The sequence below is a fragment of the Rhizobium sp. Rhizsp42 genome, assembly GCF_047304155.1.
Lineage (GTDB): Bacteria > Pseudomonadota > Alphaproteobacteria > Rhizobiales > Rhizobiaceae > Rhizobium.
The window spans coordinates 173,910-190,343 of sequence record NZ_JBGLYS010000006.1; the positions used below are offsets into that span (position 1 = coordinate 173,910).

At 60.1% G+C, this 16,434-nt stretch carries 15 protein-coding genes; 11 read left to right on the plus strand and 4 right to left on the minus strand.

Translation table 11 applies throughout. The annotated features are described in order from the left end of the window. The first annotated feature begins 383 nt into the window (after positions 1 to 383). The gene (locus ACCD05_RS08980; RefSeq protein WP_112949972.1) at positions 384 to 1,427 is read left to right on the plus strand and encodes an SMP-30/gluconolactonase/LRE family protein; all 1,044 of its coding nucleotides are present in this window, start codon (positions 384 to 386) and stop codon (positions 1,425 to 1,427) included. A 55-nt stretch (positions 1,428 to 1,482) separates the two neighbouring features. On the opposite strand, the gene rhaI is transcribed toward ACCD05_RS08980, so the two are convergent. Next, positions 1,483 to 2,775: an L-rhamnose catabolism isomerase gene (gene rhaI, locus ACCD05_RS08985; protein ID WP_112949971.1), complete on the minus strand. Its 1,293-nt coding sequence runs from the start codon at positions 2,773 to 2,775 to the stop codon at positions 1,483 to 1,485. 84 nt (positions 2,776 to 2,859) lie between these two features. On the opposite strand from rhaI, the gene ACCD05_RS08990 reads away from it, so the two are divergent. After that, the gene (locus tag ACCD05_RS08990) at positions 2,860 to 3,018 is read left to right on the plus strand and encodes a YqaE/Pmp3 family membrane protein (protein ID WP_018896533.1); all 159 of its coding nucleotides are present in this window, start codon (positions 2,860 to 2,862) and stop codon (positions 3,016 to 3,018) included. Between the two features lie 3 nt (positions 3,019 to 3,021). Here the strand turns inward: ACCD05_RS08990 and ACCD05_RS08995 are convergent, their stop codons facing one another. Next, on the minus strand, positions 3,022 to 5,118 hold the full coding sequence (locus ACCD05_RS08995) for a bifunctional rhamnulose-1-phosphate aldolase/short-chain dehydrogenase (RefSeq protein ID WP_112949970.1): 2,097 nt from the start codon (positions 5,116 to 5,118) through the stop codon (positions 3,022 to 3,024). Positions 5,119 to 5,317: 199 nt separating this feature from the next. Between ACCD05_RS08995 and ACCD05_RS09000 the strand changes: the two genes are divergently transcribed. The 9 genes from ACCD05_RS09000 (at position 5,318) to ACCD05_RS09040 (ending at position 13,955) form a co-directional block, all read left to right on the plus strand. Further along, positions 5,318 to 6,127 carry a DeoR/GlpR family DNA-binding transcription regulator gene (locus tag ACCD05_RS09000; RefSeq protein ID WP_018896531.1) on the plus strand — a complete coding sequence of 270 codons (810 nt, stop codon included), beginning with the start codon at positions 5,318 to 5,320 and terminating at the stop codon, positions 6,125 to 6,127. A gap of 50 nt (positions 6,128 to 6,177) precedes the next feature. After that, entirely contained in the window at positions 6,178 to 7,173 is a 996-nt protein-coding gene (gene rhaS, locus ACCD05_RS09005) for a rhamnose ABC transporter substrate-binding protein (RefSeq protein ID WP_111560873.1), read from the plus strand. A 71-nt stretch (positions 7,174 to 7,244) separates the two neighbouring features. Beyond that, complete coding sequence (locus ACCD05_RS09010; RefSeq protein WP_047505027.1) at positions 7,245 to 8,780, plus strand: sugar ABC transporter ATP-binding protein; 1,536 nt, start codon at positions 7,245 to 7,247, stop codon at positions 8,778 to 8,780. Positions 8,781 to 8,790: 10 nt separating this feature from the next. After that, a complete protein-coding gene (locus ACCD05_RS09015) occupies positions 8,791 to 9,792 on the plus strand; it encodes an ABC transporter permease (protein ID WP_112949969.1) in 1,002 nt (333 codons plus the stop codon). Then, on the plus strand, positions 9,789 to 10,802 hold the full coding sequence (locus tag ACCD05_RS09020; RefSeq protein ID WP_112949968.1) for an ABC transporter permease: 1,014 nt from the start codon (positions 9,789 to 9,791) through the stop codon (positions 10,800 to 10,802). The genes ACCD05_RS09015 and ACCD05_RS09020 overlap by 4 nt, the downstream gene beginning before the upstream one ends. After that, positions 10,799 to 11,119 (plus strand): L-rhamnose mutarotase, encoded by a 321-nt coding sequence (rhaM, locus tag ACCD05_RS09025; RefSeq protein ID WP_112949967.1) that lies wholly within the window; start codon positions 10,799 to 10,801, stop codon positions 11,117 to 11,119. Before ACCD05_RS09020 ends, rhaM begins: the two co-directional genes overlap by 4 nt. Then, positions 11,116 to 12,498: an FGGY-family carbohydrate kinase gene (locus ACCD05_RS09030; protein ID WP_112949966.1), complete on the plus strand. Its 1,383-nt coding sequence runs from the start codon at positions 11,116 to 11,118 to the stop codon at positions 12,496 to 12,498. Before rhaM ends, ACCD05_RS09030 begins: the two co-directional genes overlap by 4 nt. 85 nt (positions 12,499 to 12,583) lie before the next feature. Next, complete coding sequence (locus ACCD05_RS09035) at positions 12,584 to 13,351, plus strand: fumarylacetoacetate hydrolase family protein (RefSeq protein WP_413392098.1); 768 nt, start codon at positions 12,584 to 12,586, stop codon at positions 13,349 to 13,351. Positions 13,352 to 13,565: 214 nt separating this feature from the next. Next, entirely contained in the window at positions 13,566 to 13,955 is a 390-nt protein-coding gene (locus tag ACCD05_RS09040; RefSeq protein WP_413392099.1) for a hypothetical protein, read from the plus strand. Between the two features lie 33 nt (positions 13,956 to 13,988). Here the strand turns inward: ACCD05_RS09040 and ACCD05_RS09045 are convergent, their stop codons facing one another. After that, positions 13,989 to 14,720, minus strand: a complete 732-nt coding sequence (locus ACCD05_RS09045) for a CpsD/CapB family tyrosine-protein kinase (protein ID WP_413392100.1) — start codon at positions 14,718 to 14,720, stop codon at positions 13,989 to 13,991. 110 nt (positions 14,721 to 14,830) lie between these two features. After that, positions 14,831 to 16,366: a Wzz/FepE/Etk N-terminal domain-containing protein gene (locus ACCD05_RS09050; protein ID WP_112949963.1), complete on the minus strand. Its 1,536-nt coding sequence runs from the start codon at positions 16,364 to 16,366 to the stop codon at positions 14,831 to 14,833. Positions 16,367 to 16,434 lie beyond the last annotated feature (68 nt).

Here is a 16,434-nt window from a genome sequence, read left to right on the forward strand (position 1 = left end):
GAAAAAATGACATCAGAAAACGGTGAGACAACGCATCATGCGCAAAACATCGGGGAGACATCCACGATATTGTGGCTTCAACCTAGGCGCTTATCATTAAAGAAATCTGACCTTGCCAAGCCAAGCGAATAGAATCGACAGTAGAGATGCGTTTTGTCAAAGCATGTCGGTGTGAAAGCATAAGCATATATTTATGCTGTCTAATTTTCCGTCATGTTATCGACGGTGTTCTGGTCACGGCTGATTAACCAGTTGGCTGAATGACCTAAAAGTGTCATTGCGGCACACGTATAGGTCAACATACATGAGCGCGCGGTCACAATTTTGATCGCAGCCCGCGAGCCCGTGGGTCCTTTTGACACAAATCATATTGAGGATGCTTAGTGGTTTACACACGCCGCAACGTCATTGCCATGTCCGGAGCCGCGCTGGCGGGCGCCGTTCTGCCGAAGGTCGCAGCCGCACAGTCGATCGGCTTCACCCCATCGCCGATCTATCCGGATCCGGCCATTCAGGTTCTCGACCCTAGCTTTGCCAAATATCGCGTCGCCAGCTCTTCGCTGGAACAGGTCGCCACCGGCGCACGCTGGCTGGAAGGCCCTGTCTGGTTCGGCGATGGTCGCTATCTTCTCGTCAGCGACGTGCCGAACAACCGGGTCATGAAATACGACGAGACCAACGAGACCTGGAGTGTCTTCAACCCGAATTCGAACTATTCGAACGGTCATGCGCGCGACATGCAAGGCCGGCTTTTGTCGTGCGAGCACCTGACGCGCCGCGTCACCCGCACCGAATATGACGGCTCGATCACGGTCCTAGCCGATAATTACAAGGGCAAGAAGCTCAACTCGCCGAACGACATCGTCTGCAAGTCGGACGGTTCGATCTGGTTCACCGACCCGACCTTCGGCATTGCCGGTGAATGGGAAGGCGACAAGGCCGAGCCGGAACTGCCGCACTCGGTCTATCGCATCTCGCCGGATGGGAAGCTCAGCCTCGTCACCGACGAGCTGAAGGGTCCGAACGGCATCGCCTTCTCGGAAGACGAGAAGAAGCTCTATATCGTGGAAGGCCGTGCACAGCCCTATCGCATCGTCTGGTCCTACGACGTCGCCAAGGACGGTTTCTCGCTTTCCAACAAGAAGGCGCTGATCACCGCCGACGACAATGGCGGCCTCGACGGCTTCAAGGTCGATGTCGACGGCAACTTGTGGTGCGGATGGGGCTCTTCGGGTGCGGCCGGCGCCAAGCCGGAAGATCTCAACGGCGTGAAGATTTTCAACAAGGCCGGCAAGCCGATCGGCTTCATCAAGCTGCCGGAACGTTGCCCGAACCTCGTCTTCGGCGGGCCGAAGAAGAACCGCCTCTACATGGCTTCCAGCCATTCGGTCTACGCGCTCTATGTAGAGACGCGCGGAGCAGTCTGATCAATAAAAATCGAGCCGCCGCGATTGTCGCGGCGGCTCGAGCAAGCCTTCGACCTCAGATGATGCCGCCGCTGCCGCCCACGGACGCCGGGCGCTCCGCGGCAACCTTCTTGCGGTAGCCGCTGGCGCGATAGGTGGCAACCGGATCGATAGCGCCGCCGGCGCGACGACGGGCTTCGGCAAGGATCGGCTCGACATCTGTGCGATAACCGCGCTTCAGCGTCTCCGTCGCCATCAACGCATCGTTCTCGTCCTGGAAGCCTGCCAGCGCCTTGCGGTCGACGATCAGCGCCTGCGCGTAGGCGCGGCGGATTTCGTTGGCGCTGTTGATCAGGCTTTCGATCGGATCGGTCACATTGTGCGACTGGTCGATCATGTGGGCCGGGTTGAAGTCGTTGACGCCGCGCTGCTCGGCCTCGACCAGCTCGTTGAAGACGAGGAACAGGCGGTAGGGCTCGATCGAGCCGGCGTCGAGGTCGTCGTCGCCATACTTCGAGTCGTTGAAGTGGAAGCCGCCGAGCTTGCCGAACTGGATCAGACGGGCGACGATCATCTCGATATTGGTGTTCGGCGCATGGTGGCCGAGGTCGACAAGGCAATGCGCCTTCGGACCGAGCGTCTGGGCGATCAGGTAGTTCGTGCCCCAGTCCTGCACGACCGTCGAGTAGAAGGCCGGCTCGTACATCTTGTGTTCGGAGAACAGCTTCCAGTCGTCGGGCAGCGCCTTGTAGATGTCGGCCATCGAGGCGAGGTAGCGTTCGAAGGAGCGGGTGAAGTTGCTCTGGCCCGGGAAGTTGGAACCGTCGCCGACCCAGACGGTCAGCGCCTTGGAGCCGATCGCCTTGCCGATCTCGATGCATTCGATGTTGTGCTCGACGGCCTGCGCGCGGGTTGCCGCGTCGGTGTGGCTGAGTGAACCATACTTGTAGGAATGGGCCTGGCCGGGCGCGTCGGAGAAGGTGTTGGAGTTCATCGCGTCGAAACCGAGGCCGAGCTGGTCGCCCTTCGCCTTCAGTTCCTTGACGTCGGTCTTGTCCCACGGAATGTGGAGCGAGACGTTCGGCGTGGCGCGGGTGAGCTCGTTGATGACGGAGCAATCGTCGAGCTTGTCGAAGATCCCGCGCGGCTCGCCGGTGCCGGGGAAGCGGGCAAAGCGCGTGCCGCCGGTGCCAACGCCCCAGGATGGAACGGCGACGAAGAATTCGGAGACGCGGCGCGTGATCGCTTCAATATCAATTCCACGGCGGGAAAGATTGGCGCCCAGCGCTTCGTAATCGGATTTGAGCGCAGATGCGCGCTTGTCGTTTTCCTGCGCAATCACATCCTGCGCGATTTTGGTCTCGGCCATCAGTTCCTCCCTCTTCGCATCGAACCAAACGGCTCCTGTCCGCGTTTCGATGCGTGAAATAGCTAAATCAATAACGAGGCGACCTTGGACATCATACGCATTCTTTTCGCGATCATCCTGCCACCTGTCGGCGTGTTCCTGCAGGTCGGTATCGGCCTGCAGTTCTGGCTAAACATACTGCTGACGCTGTGCGGCTACGTGCCGGGGATCATCCATGCGGTATGGGTGATCCTCCGGCGGTAGCGATCAGCGCGGGAAGCTCTGCGCGTTGCCGGCATCGACATTGATGATGTTGCCGGTGGATTTTGCCGAGAGATCGGACGCCAGGAAGTAGATTGCTTCGGCGATGTCTTCAGGGAAGACGTTGAGCTTCAGCATGGAACGCTTGCGGTAGTGCTCCTCCAGCTCGTTGATCTCGATCTTCGACGAGGCCGCACGCTGCTCGCGCCACTCGCCATTCCAGATCTTCGATCCGCGCAGGACCGCATCTGGGTTGACGGTGTTGACACGAATGCCGGCTTCCGCGCCTTCCAGCGCCAGGCAACGTGCGAGATGGATCTCGGCGGCCTTGGCCGTGCAATAGGCGGCCGCGTTCGGAGACGATGCCAGGCCGTTCTTGGAGGCCACGAACACGACGTTGCCGCCGAGATTCTGCTTGCGGAACAGGCGGAAGGCTTCGCGCGAAACCAGGAAGTAGCCGGTCGCCAATATATCGATGTTCTTGTTCCACATCGAAAGCTCGGTGCTTTCGATCGGCGCGGACGAGGCAATGCCGGCGTTCGAGACGAGGATATCGACGCCGCCGAACTCGACGCAGGCTTCAGCGAAGGACGAGATCACGCCGTCTTCCTTGGTCACATCGAGCTTGACGCCGCGAACGGCATCGGCGCCGAACTGCTTGGCGAAATCGGCCTTCGTGCTGTCGAGCGCTTCCTGGTCGATATCGGCCAGAACCACGCAGGCACCTTCGCCGATCAGGCGGGCCGCCGTCGCGCGGCCGATGCCGCCCGCACCGCCAGTGACGAAGGCAACCTTGCCGGCCAGGCTCTTCGGCTTCGGCATGCGCTGAAGCTTGGCTTCTTCGAGCAGCCAGTATTCGATGTCGAAGGCTTCCTGCTCAGGCAGACCCTGATATTCTGAAACGGTCGACGCGCCGCGCATGACGTTGATGGCGTTGACGTAGAACTCGCTGGCGATACGCGCCGTTGCCTTGTCGCGGGCAAAGGACAGCATGCCGACGCCGGGAACGAGGAAGATGACCGGGTTCGCATCGCGCATGGCGGGCGAATTGTCATGCTTGCAGTCGTTGTAATAGCGCGCGTAGTCGGCGCGGTAGTCTTCCAGCGCCTTGTCGAGGCCGGCAACGATCGCATCCACATCCGGCTTTGCCGGGTCGAAATCGATGATCAGGGGGCGGATCTTGGTGCGCAGGAAGTGGTCGGGGCAGCTGGTGCCGAGGGCGCCGAGCGGTGCCAAGTTCTTCGAGTTGACGAATTCGAGAACGGCGTCCTGGTCATCGAAATGGCCAAGCTTGCGTTCCGACTTGCCGATGCGACCGCGAATTTCGGGCATGAGGCGGGCGGCGATGGCGCGGCGCTGTTCGCCGGCCAGGCTTTCGGTGGCCGCACCACCGAAGATCGTCTTGCCTTCGGTCTTCTCGGCGAACCAGACGATCGCCTTGTTGATGATCTCGAGTGTCAGTTCGTAGCAGGCCTTGGCATCGTTGGCCCAGGTGAAGAGGCCATGGCTTTCGAGCACGACGCCCTTCGAATTTGGGTTTGCCTTGACGAAGGCTTCGAGATCGAGGCCTAGCTGGAAGCCCGGGCGGCGCCAGGGCAGCCAGCCGATGTCAGCGCCGAAGATCTGCTGGGTCAACTCCTTGGAGTTCTTCGAAGCAGCGATCGCGATGATCGCATCGGGGTGCATGTGGTCGACATGCGTGAAGGGTACGAAACCATGCAGCGGCGTGTCGATCGAAGCGGCGCGGCTGTTGAGGTTATACGTGCAATGCGGAAGGAAGCCGACCATGCGGTCTTCGTCTTCGACGCCCTTGTAGATGCCCTTCAGCGAATCCAGCTTGTCCTGGTAGAGGGTGGCGAAACCGTCGAGCTTGATGGTGCCGACGTCACCGCCCGAACCCTTGACCCAGAGAACCTTAACCTTTTCGCCGGTCAGCGGGTCGGTTTCCATGACCTTGGCAGAGGTGTTGCCGCCGCCATAGTTGGTGATGCGCTTGTCGGCGCCCAGCAGGTTCGAGCGATAGAGCAGCTTTCCAGGCTCATCCAGGCCTGCAGCGTACGAGTCATCCCAACGGTTATCCAGAAGCCGGACGGTTGCCGCCATGTCATCCTCCCATGTAGAATTCTTCAGGACGCGAAAATGAGTAATACGCCCTTTGCGGTGACGGTATCGCTCATCAAAAGCGCCGTTGTCAATCGAAAACGATCAAAAACGATTATGTTGCAACGCAATATGGAAAAATATGATCGTTTGTGATTGACACATAGTCACAACTGCGAAATAAACGATGCAGGAGGAACCCATGCACGAACGCGAACGCCATCGCATCATATTGAGCGCCGTACAGGAAAAGTCGGTCGTGACGGTTCAGGATATTTCCGAGCTGACCGAGGCTTCCGAGGCGACGATCCGGCGTGATATCGCAGCGCTTCACGTGCAGGGAAAGATCCGGCGCGTGCGTGGCGGGGCGGAAGCGGTGCATCCGCCGCAGCTCGGCAATCTCGCCGGTCGGCCTTTCAGGGTTTCAGAATCAGTCAATTCCGATAAAAAACGCGCAATTGCGCGCGCAGCCGTCGATCTCTGCGATCCTGGCGACGCCATCATCATCAATGGTGGAACGACCACCTTCCAGATGGTGCATTTCATGGCGGCGCATCGCATGCAGGTGATGACCAATTCGTTCGCGATCGCCGAGCATCTGGTCAAGCATTCGAAGAACACGGTGACGGTTCCGGGTGGCGTGATCTATCGCGAGCAGAGCCTGATCCTGTCGCCCTTCGACAATGACGCGATCCGCAATTTCTATGCGCGGCGCTTCTTCATCGGTGCGCAGGGCGTCGGGCCGCTCGGCATCATGGAAGCGGATGCGCAGATCATCCAGAGCGAGCAGAAGCTGATGCATCAGGCCGACGAGTTGATCGTCATGGTCGATTCCAGCAAGTTCCATCGCCGCTCGAGCCTCATTCTGTGCGGGCTCGATCGCGTCACGACGGTGATCACGGACGAGGGCGTGTCCGATGAGGCGGTGCGGATGATCGAGGATGCGGGCGTCAAGCTCGTCGTTGCGAGCATGGTCTCGCAGGCAAGGGAGGATTCCTCGTCGGTCGCCTGAACGGCGCCGGCAGGATGTAGTCAAGTCAATCAACGTGGGAGGAAGAAAGCATGAAACTCGCAAAGACACTGGCGGTGGGCGTCGCCTTTGCCGTCGCATTGATGGCAGGTGCTGCAAGCGCCAAGGACATCAAGATTGGCCTCGTGGTCAAGTCGCTCGGCAACGGCTTCTTTGAAGCCGCCAACAAGGGCGCCCAGGAAGCAGCCAAGGAACTCGGCGGCGTGGAAGTCATCTACACCGGCCCGACCTCGACGACGGCCGAAGGCCAGATCGAAGTCATCAACTCGCTGATCGCGCAGGGCGTCGACGCCATCGCTATCTCCGCCAACGATCCCGACGCTGTCATCCCGGCCCTCAAGAAGGCCAAGCAGCGCGGCATCAAGGTCATCTCCTGGGATTCCGGCGTCAACAAGGACGGCCGTATCCTGCAGCTGAACCCGTCGTCCAACGAACTGATCGGCAAGATGTGCCTGACGCTCGTCAAGGATCATCTGGAAGGTGGCAAGGGTGACTTCGCGATCCTGTCTGCAACCACGACGTCCACGAACCAGAACATCTGGATCGGTGAGATGAAGAAGCAGCTCAAGGACTTCGCCGGCATGAACCTCGTCACCACCGTTTACGGTGACGACCTCTCCGACAAGTCCTACCGCGAAGCCGAAGGCCTCCTGAAGTCCAACCCTGATGTCAAGGTCATCGTCGCTCCGACGACGGTCGGCGTTCTGGCCGCTTCCAAGGTCGTCGAAGACAAGGGTCTCGTCGGCAAGGTCTACGTGACAGGTCTCGGCCTGCCGTCCGAAATGGCCGGTGCGATCAAGTCAGGTGCTACGAAGGAATTCGCGATCTGGAACCCGATCGACCTCGGCTACTCCGCAACGCAGATCGCCTATCACCTCGTAAAGGGTGACGCGACTGGCGCACCGGGCACCGAAATCGAAGCCGGCCGCATGGGCAAAATCAAGGTAGACGACAAGGGCGAAGCCGCAATGGCCGACCCGTTCATCTACAACGCGTCGAACATCGACCAGTTCTCGAAGGTTTTCTAAGCCTTTCGCGGACAGACAAAACCCGGCGGCACTGCCGCCGGGCCCTTCCCAATGAACACTGGTAAGCGCTGATGAACAACGCCCTTCAACACCCTGTTGCAAGCGTCGCGACAAACGACGTACCCGCAATTCTCGAGATGCGCGGCATCTCGCAGATATTCCCTGGCGTGAAGGCGCTCGATAACGTCAGCATCGCGCTCTACCCCGGCAAGGTCACCGCGCTGATCGGCGAAAACGGCGCCGGCAAGTCGACCCTCGTCAAGATCCTCACCGGCATCTACCGCCCGAACGAAGGGGAAATCCTCGTCGACGGCAAGCCGACGACGTTTGCCAATGCGCAGGCCGCGATAGATGCCGGCGTCACCGCGATCCATCAGGAAACCGTACTCTTCGACGAGCTGACGGTTGCCGAAAACATATTCCTAGGCCATGCGCCGCGCACGCGTTTCCGTACCATCGACTGGAAGCTGATGAACAGCCGCGCCAAGGCGCTGCTCACCTCGCTTGAAAGCAATATCGATCCGACGATCCGACTGAAGGACCTCTCGATCGCGCAACGCCATCTCGTGGCGATCTCGCGCGCGCTGTCGATCGAGGCCCGCATCGTCATCATGGACGAGCCGACCGCCGCCCTGTCGCGCAAGGAGATCGACGATCTCTTCCGCATCGTCGAAGGCCTGAAGGCTCAGGGCAAGGCGATCCTCTTCATCAGCCACAAGTTCGACGAACTCTATGAGATCGCCGACAATTTCGCGGTCTTCCGCGACGGCCGCGCTGTCGGCCACGGCAATCTGAAAGCCACACCACAGGACGAGATCGTCCGCATGATGGTCGGCCGCGATGTCGAGAACGCGTTCCCGAAGATCGACGTCGCGATCGGCGGACCGGTGCTACAGGTCGAGAAATACTGCCACCAGACCGAGTTCCGCGATATCTCGCTGACGCTGCGCAAGGGCGAAATTCTCGGCATTTACGGCCTGATCGGCGCCGGCCGCTCCGAGCTCTGTCAGTCCCTGTTCGGCATCACCAAGCCGCTATCGGGCAAGCTCACGCTTGATGGCCGGGAGATCAGCATTAATTCGCCGCTCGACGCCATCAGGGCGGGCATCGTCTACGTGCCGGAAGAACGCGGCCGCCACGGCCTGGCGTTGCCCATGCCGATCTACCAGAACATGACGCTGCCATCGCTCGGACGCACCTCGCGCAAGGGCTTCCTGAAGGCAGCCAATGAGTTCGCGTTGGCGCGCAAATATGCCGAGCGGCTCGATCTGCGCGCCGCGGCGCTTTCGGTTCCAGTCGGAACGCTGTCGGGTGGCAACCAGCAGAAGGTGGTGATCGGCAAGTGGCTGGCGACAATGCCCAAGGTCATCATTCTCGACGAACCGACCAAGGGCATCGATATCGGCTCGAAGGCGGCGGTGCATGGCTTCATCAGCGAGCTCGCCGCCGAGGGCCTCTCCATCATCATGATCTCTTCAGAACTGCCGGAGATCATCGGAATGTCCGATCGGGTGCTTGTCATGAAGGAAGGCCTGTCGGCCGGCCTATTCGAGCGCAAGGACCTGACGCCGGAAACGCTGGTGCGCGCCGCCACCGGTAACGCTTGAGGTAACCAGCATGTCCAGACTCTTGAGAAAACGCGAAACGCTGCTTTTCATCATCATCGCGGTGATGATCGCCGCCTTTTCGACCCGCGCTGATGGCTTTGCAACGCCTGGAAACCTCGCAGGCATCTTCAACGACACGTCGATCCTGATCATCCTGGCGCTGGCGCAGATGACCGTCATCCTGACCAAGTCGATCGACCTGTCGGTTGCCGCGAACCTCGCCTTCACCGGCATGGCGATCGCGATGCTGAACGCCGCGCATCCGGATCTGCCGCTGATCGTCCTGATCCTCGCCGCGGTCCTGATCGGCGCCTGCCTCGGCGCCATCAATGGCTTCCTCGTTTGGGCGCTCGAGATTCCACCGATCGTCGTGACATTGGGAACGCTCACCATCTATCGCGGCATGGCCTTCGTGCTCTCGGGCGGCGAGTGGGTCAATGCGCATCAGATGACGCCAACCTTCCTCAATGTTCCTCGGACCGTCGTTCTCGGCATGCCGGTGTTGAGCTGGGCCGCAATCATCATCGTCGCGCTCATATACGTCGTGTTGAAATACACCCAGTTCGGCCGCTCCACCTATGCCGCCGGCGGCAATCCGACAGCGGCCGTCTATGCCGGTATTGATGTCGGCTGGACCAAGTTCCTTGCCTTCGTTCTGTCTGGCGCGCTTGCCGGCCTTGCGAGCTATCTTTGGGTCTCGCGTTACGCGGTCGCCTATGTCGATATCGCCAATGGCTTCGAGCTCGATAGCGTCGCTGCCTGCGTCATCGGCGGCATCTCGATCGCCGGCGGCGTCGGATCGGTGCTGGGCACCGTGCTCGGCGCGCTCTTCCTCGGCGTCATCAAGAACGCACTTCCCGTCATCGGCATCTCGCCCTTCACGCAGATGGCGATCTCCGGCACCGTCATCATTCTCGCCGTCGTCTTCAACGCAAGGCGCGAGCGCAATCGCGGCCGCATCATCCTGCGCGACAAGGCCGCCGCGGAAACTCCAGTAGAGGTGGCAGCATGAGCACCGTCGTTTCCACGCCCACCGAAAAGCGCGTCATCCCGGATCGTCTGGGAACGCCGTTCAAGCGGATCATGTCCAGCTGGGAAGTGCTGCTCTTCGGTGTGGCCGTCGTCATCTTCATCTTCAATTCGCTGGCATCGCCCTACTTCCTCGATGCCTGGAACCTCTCGGACGCGACCTTCAACTTCACCGAAAAGGCGATGATCGCCTTTGCCATGGCGCTGCTCGTCATATCCGGCGAGATCGACCTATCGGTCGCCGCCATCATCGCGCTCGCCTCGACCGCCATGGGCGCCGCGGCGCAGGCGGGTGTCGGCGCGCCGGGTCTTGTCGCCATCGGTGTCGGCGTCGGCCTGCTGTGCGGCATGTTCAACGGCTTCCTCGTATCGGTGATGAAGCTGCCCTCCATCGTCGTCACCATCGGAACGATGAGCCTGTTTCGCGGCATCTCCTACATCGTGCTGGGCGATCAGGCTTACGGCAACTATCCCGAGGAATTCGCCTTCTTCGGGCAGGGTTATGTCGTCTGGGTCTTCTCCTTCGAGTTCGTGCTCTTCATCGTATTGGCGATCCTGTTCGCGATCCTGCTGCACGCCACCAATTTCGGCCGCCAGATCTACACGATCGGCAATAATGATTTCGCCGCGCGCTTCTCCGGCATCTCGGTCGAGCGGGTGAAGTTCATTCTCTTTATGCTGACGGGCGTGATGAGTGGCATCGCCTCGGTCTGCCTGACCTCGCGGCTCGGCTCGACGCGGCCGTCGATCGCGCAGGGCTGGGAGCTTGAGATCGTCACCATGGTCGTTCTCGGCGGCGTCTCGATCCTCGGCGGTTCCGGCAAGATCGGCGGCGTGGTCATCGCGGCCTTCGTCATGGGCCTCGTCACCTTCGGCCTCGGTCTGCTCAACGTTCCCGGCATCGTCATGTCGATCTTCATCGGCCTGCTGCTGATCATCACCATCGCGATCCCGATCATCGCTAGACGCATCAAAGCCATGAGTTCGAAATGACGCTGGAAAAACACGCCTTCAAGATGACGCTCAATCCCGGCATGGAAGCCGAGTACATCAAGCGCCACGACGAAATCTGGCCGGAGCTGGTCGATCTGCTGCACCAATCCGGCGCCAGCGATTACTCGATCCATCTCGACCGCGAGACCAACACGCTGTTCGGCGTCCTTACGCGGACAAGCGACAACACGCTGGCGAGCCTGCCGGAGCATCCCGTGATGAAGCGCTGGTGGGCGCATATGCGCGATATCATGGCCACCAATCCGGATAATTCGCCTGTCCAGACTGACCTCGTCACCGTCTTTCATATGCCATGACATCAAGCCAGAGCTACGTCCGCGTCGCGGTTCTCGATATCGGCAAGACGAATGCCAAGGTCGTCGTGCTCGACAGCGCCACCGGCGCCGAGGTCGCGGTCGTCAAGACCCCGAACGTGGTGATCAAGTCGGGTTCCTATCCGCATTACGATGTGGAGGCGCTGTGGGCCTTTGCGCTCGATGCGTTGAAGCAATTTGCCGTCTCGCCCGGTTTCGATGCGATCTCGATCACCACCCATGGCGCTGCCGCCGCTCTGCTCGATGCGGATGGGGCGCTCGCCATGCCGGTGCTCGATTATGAACACGAATATCCGCGCGAGATTATCGACGCCTATACCGCGCTGCGCCCGTCATTCGACGAAACCTATTCGCCGCGCCAGTCGATGGGACTGAACATCGGAGCGCAGCTGCACTACCAACAGACGGGCTTTCCGGAGGCGTTCGCCAGTGTCGCCACCATCGTCACTTATGCACAATACTGGGCGGCGCGCCTGACGGGTGTTGCGGCCAACGAGGTGACGTCGCTCGGTTGCCACACGGATCTTTGGAATCCGCGCGCATCGAGCTATTCCAGTCTTGTCGATACGCTTGGCATCCGGCCGCTGATGGCGCCGATCCGTTCGGCCTTCGACGCGCTCGGCCCGGTTCGGCCTGAAATCGCTGAGGAGATCGGGCTTTCCAAATCCGTTCCCGTCTACTGCGGTATCCACGATTCCAACGCTTCGTTGCTGCCGCATCTGGTCAGCCGGCAAGCGCCGTTTGCCGTCGTCTCGACGGGCACGTGGGTGGTCAACTTCGGCGTGGGTGGCGATCTTGACCATCTCGATCCGAAGCGCGATACGCTTGCCAATGTCGATGCCTACGGGCGCGCGGTTCCGTCGTCACGGTTCATGGGCGGGCGCGAATTCGAGATTCTTTCCGCAGAGATCGGTCCCGTGGCGGTCGAGGACGCGGTTGCGGCCATGCCCGGCGTCATCGAGAAGGGCATGATGCTCTTGCCGAACGTGGCGCCCGGGTCCGGCCCATTCCCCGGCAAGGAGCGATGCTGGATCAACGCCGAGGCGGCGAGCGGTGGCGAACGTTACGCGGCGGTCTGCCTCTATCTGGCGCTGATGACCGAGGCGTGCCTGGGCTTGATCGGCGCCGGTGGGCCTGTTGTGGTCGAGGGGCCGTTCTCGCTGAACGAGACCTATCTGGATGTGGTCGCGGCGCTTACCGGCCGGGATGTGATCGCCGTTCCAGGCTCCACGGGCACAAGTGCCGGCGCTGCACTTCTGACCGGAATTGCTCCGATGACAGGCAAGGAGAAGCATTTTCCGCCGCGCGAGATCTTTCACTTGCATGACTATCGGCGGCGCTGGTACGCCGCGCTAGCATAAGACTCTTTCCGGATCGGCTCTTTGCGCCATCTATGAATGCCGATAGAGTTGAAGCGCATTTCATACCAGGTGAGGAAAGCACGACATGACAGTTTCATCCGGCGAGGGTTTCGATCCGCAGGCGCTGGCCGCGCGTTTGAGCGGCCTTGAAAAGGCAGGCGAAAAAGCACCGACGGCGGACTTCGTATTGCCCGCGACTTTGCGCGAAGCGATGGACGCGCAGAATTTTCTGGCCGCCGAAGAGCGCATATCCACGCATGCCTGGAAGGTGGCGATGTCGCCGGCGGGCGAGCCTGTCCTGGCGCCGTTGCACCCCTATTTCGAGGCTGTGTCCGGTGCATCGATTTCGTGGCGTCCGGGCATGAAGTTCGAGGCGGAAGTGGCAGTCCGCCTGGGACAGGATCTCCCGGTTCGTCAGAACGGTGACTACACCCGCGAGGAGATCGTCGAGGCGATCGCAGACTGCCATCTCGGCGCCGAGCTTTTGGCCAGCAGCATTGTGGAAAGCGGACAGGTGTCCTTCCTGCTCTATCTGGCCGAACGCATCGGCAACAAGGGCTATGTTCTCGGGCCCACTCTTCCGAAAAGCATCGTCGACACGATCGGCAACACAACGCTCAAGGTGACGCATGGCGAAAAGGTGATCTATGACGCCCTGGCGCGCCATCCGAAGGACGACGTGCTGGTATGGCTGCTGGCCTACGCCAATGACAAGCTGCGCCCGCACACCTCGCTGAAGAAGGGCGCTCTGATCACCACGGGCACGCTGTGCGGAGCGATCGAACTGACGTCGCGCGGCCCAATCGAGATCGTCCTCGGAAACGAAGCGCGTCTCAGCCTCTCGATCGTCTGATTGAGAGACGCGTCGTTCTCCGTTTTTGTATCGGCGGTGGACAAAAACGCGGAACATTGCCGCTGTTCACGCATTCTCCCGGATTGAACTTCGGGAGGATGTGATGGTGAAATGTCTCGCCTTGTGCGTGCTCATTGTCTGCACCGCTGGGGGTGCGTCCGCGAACGAGTCGCCGTTTCTGAAGTCGTTAGCCGGTAGCTGGACCGGTAGCGGGATGATGAAGCGCACAACGGCCTCTTCTCCGATCAATCTAAGCTGCAGTTTTCAATCGAAAGCCAACGGTGAAGCGCTATCGATGGATGGCAAATGCACCGGTATGCTTGTCGTCTCGCGTGCGGTCTCCGCGCAGCTGAAAGCCACCGGCGGGAGTTACGCTGGCCGTTACATCGGTCCCTCGGGCAGGGTTTCCACACTCAACGGTGCAAGGCGCGGGGATGCCATCGAGCTTGCGGTCACGTGGTCCAGAATTGTCAATGGCGATCGTGCTGCGACAATGACAATCCGGCGCGCGGGCGCAAACGCGCTGCGGATCAGAACGGTCGATAAGGACCCCACGTCCGGCAAGCAGGTCGTTACAAGCGAGATTAACCTGCAACGCAACTAGCGACGTGCGTGGTAGCGCTGCGCACCGATTTTGCTAGTAGCCGTACTTTTCCGCACTGAACTTGCACTTGTTCAGCACGACGCCAAGCACGTTTGCTTTCTCGGTAAGCGTCTGTTCACAGATGTCGATTTCGCTCAGAGTGCTCTGCTCCGCCGCGGCGACCAGGATTATACAGTCAACATTTGGCAGGAACGCCAGAACGTCGTCGGTGGAAAGCATCGGCGGCAGATCGTAGATGACGATATCGGGACGCATTCTCCGACGCATGTCCTGAAGCGCCTGAGTTGACGCGACGCTTTGGAGCAATTCCGCGGAAAACTGGACGGACTGCTTGTTGGCCGCGATGGCGAGATTGTCGCCATGACGTCTGAATATGTCGTCGGCCTGCAACTCGCCGCGCAGAAAGGATTCCATCGATGCGGCATCGCGCATTCCGAGCGTCTTGCCGACCTGCGGGCGCTTCATGTCGAGATCGAGCAGAACTGTCCGGCAGTCCTTCTGGTTCGCGAGGCTGAAAGCCAGATTGAGCGCGGTAAAGGTCTTTCCGCAGCCTGGTGTGGGCGAGGTAATGGCGACGGATGTCCAGTTGTTCTCCCGCATGTTCTGCAGGATCCTGGTTCGCATCATGTCGAACGCGCTGTGCGCTGTGTCGGAGCGATTGACCGTCACGATACGGTTTCGTGCAACGAGGCTCGCATCAGGGGTGAACGGCTGAAGCTTCTCCCAGGCTATCTCGCTGATCTCCCGCGAAGGCGCTGTGGACATGTTATTCTTCTCCTGGAGCGCTTGCGAAAACGACGATACCAGAGTCTGTTCCATAGGGTTTGCCTCAACTTTTCTGTTCGATGTCGCTGATCGGTTTCAGTGGTCCTGCGTTACATCGAACCGGGCTTCATGAAGCCGGATAGCAGCCTTTGAAAAGCGCTCGCCAACGGCGCGTAGAAGTAATGGATGATCAAGAGGAAGGCGGGGATGACGCTTGCCGAAACGGCGGCGGCCGCAAACCGCTTGTTATAGAAACCGCCCGTCGTCTCCGCAGGTGACGCGATGTAGGGAATGACGCCGAGTGGCTGACGCTGCAGGAGTTGGCTCAGTTCCGATGGTCTGCGGATCGTGCGGTTCATCAGCTCAAGCAGCAAGGTAAGGCCGAGACCAAGACCGATCCCGCCGAGGGCCCCGGCAAGCACGATCATCCGGCGCTTCGACTTCACCGGCGTTTCCGGCGGCTTGGCCGCTTCAAGCAAGGAGAATCGTCCGCCGTCCGAGCGCGCTTCGATCTGCGTACCAAGCGATGCTTCAGCGCGTCGTGCGATTGCGGTGTTGTACTGTGTCTGAATGTTTCCGAGATTGCGCTCGATGACGTTCAGCGCCGTTTGCGTCGCGGGGGTTTCGCTGACTGATTTCGTGAGATTGGAGATGCTCTGTGTCAGGGTCGCGCGTTCGCGTTCAATCGCCTCCAGTCGTTTGTCGATGTCCGCCAGCTGCAGATCGACAGCTGACGCGCCCTGCTTGCCGGCTTCGCCGGTAAGCTTCGCAGCACCCCGGCCGCGCAGGGCTGCGATGCGGGCGCGCAGGTTGACGATATTGGGGCTGTCTTCCGAGAAGATCGCCAGCTGTTCGGCGAGCGCCCTGTTCAGATCCAGCAACATCTGTTGCTCGGTGCTCAGCGGACCGATATTGCCTGTGGCGATGGCATTTTCCGCGAACAGGCTTCTCCGCGCGCGGAGGTCCGCTTCCTCACGTTCCAGCGCCACAAGGCGTTCTTGCTGGCTAACCTGTTGCTGTCGGCGGAACTCAAGGCTTTCGGGAAGGGTATCTTTGTTTTCGGTCTTGAATTTCAGAAGTTCGTCCTCAAGTCGGTTCAGGTCGACATCGAGCCGTTTCACTTCGTCGTTGAAGAACTGCAGCGTATCGCCAGCGCGGTCGGTGCGCTGGCGCTGGTTGTCAAGCAAGATCGATGACGCCAGCTCGTTGGCGGCTTTGGCCGCCAATTCGGGTGTTCCTGCTTCGAAGACGACGCTGAAAACCGTCGTTGCTCCATCGCCGAGCGGCAATTGATCGAAGGTGATGCGCGAACGCATGTCCTTGATCACAGCGTCGGTCGAAAGGTCTTCTCTATCACTGCCGTAGACATCCAGCTTGTCGGCGAGCTGCACCAGATTGTCGCCTGTTGTCATCTGCTGCTGCAGGATCAGCAGCTGTTCAAGCGAGCTGGTGGGAACCGTCGACTTGACGAGATTTGTCGGTATCTGTGGCGCTTCGACGAGAATTTTCGCGGTTGACTGGTAGGACTTCGGTATCAGCAGAGCGAACGCCAGCGCAATCGTTGTCGTGATCAAGGTGAGAACTATGATGTGCGGCAGTCGCCTTAGCAGGATCGACAAGTAGAAACGAATATCAATATCACCCATTACAAGTTCGCCTGACTGATCCTGAGAAGCTGAAGGTGTTTTACCTGCCCACATTTTCGATCAGTTCC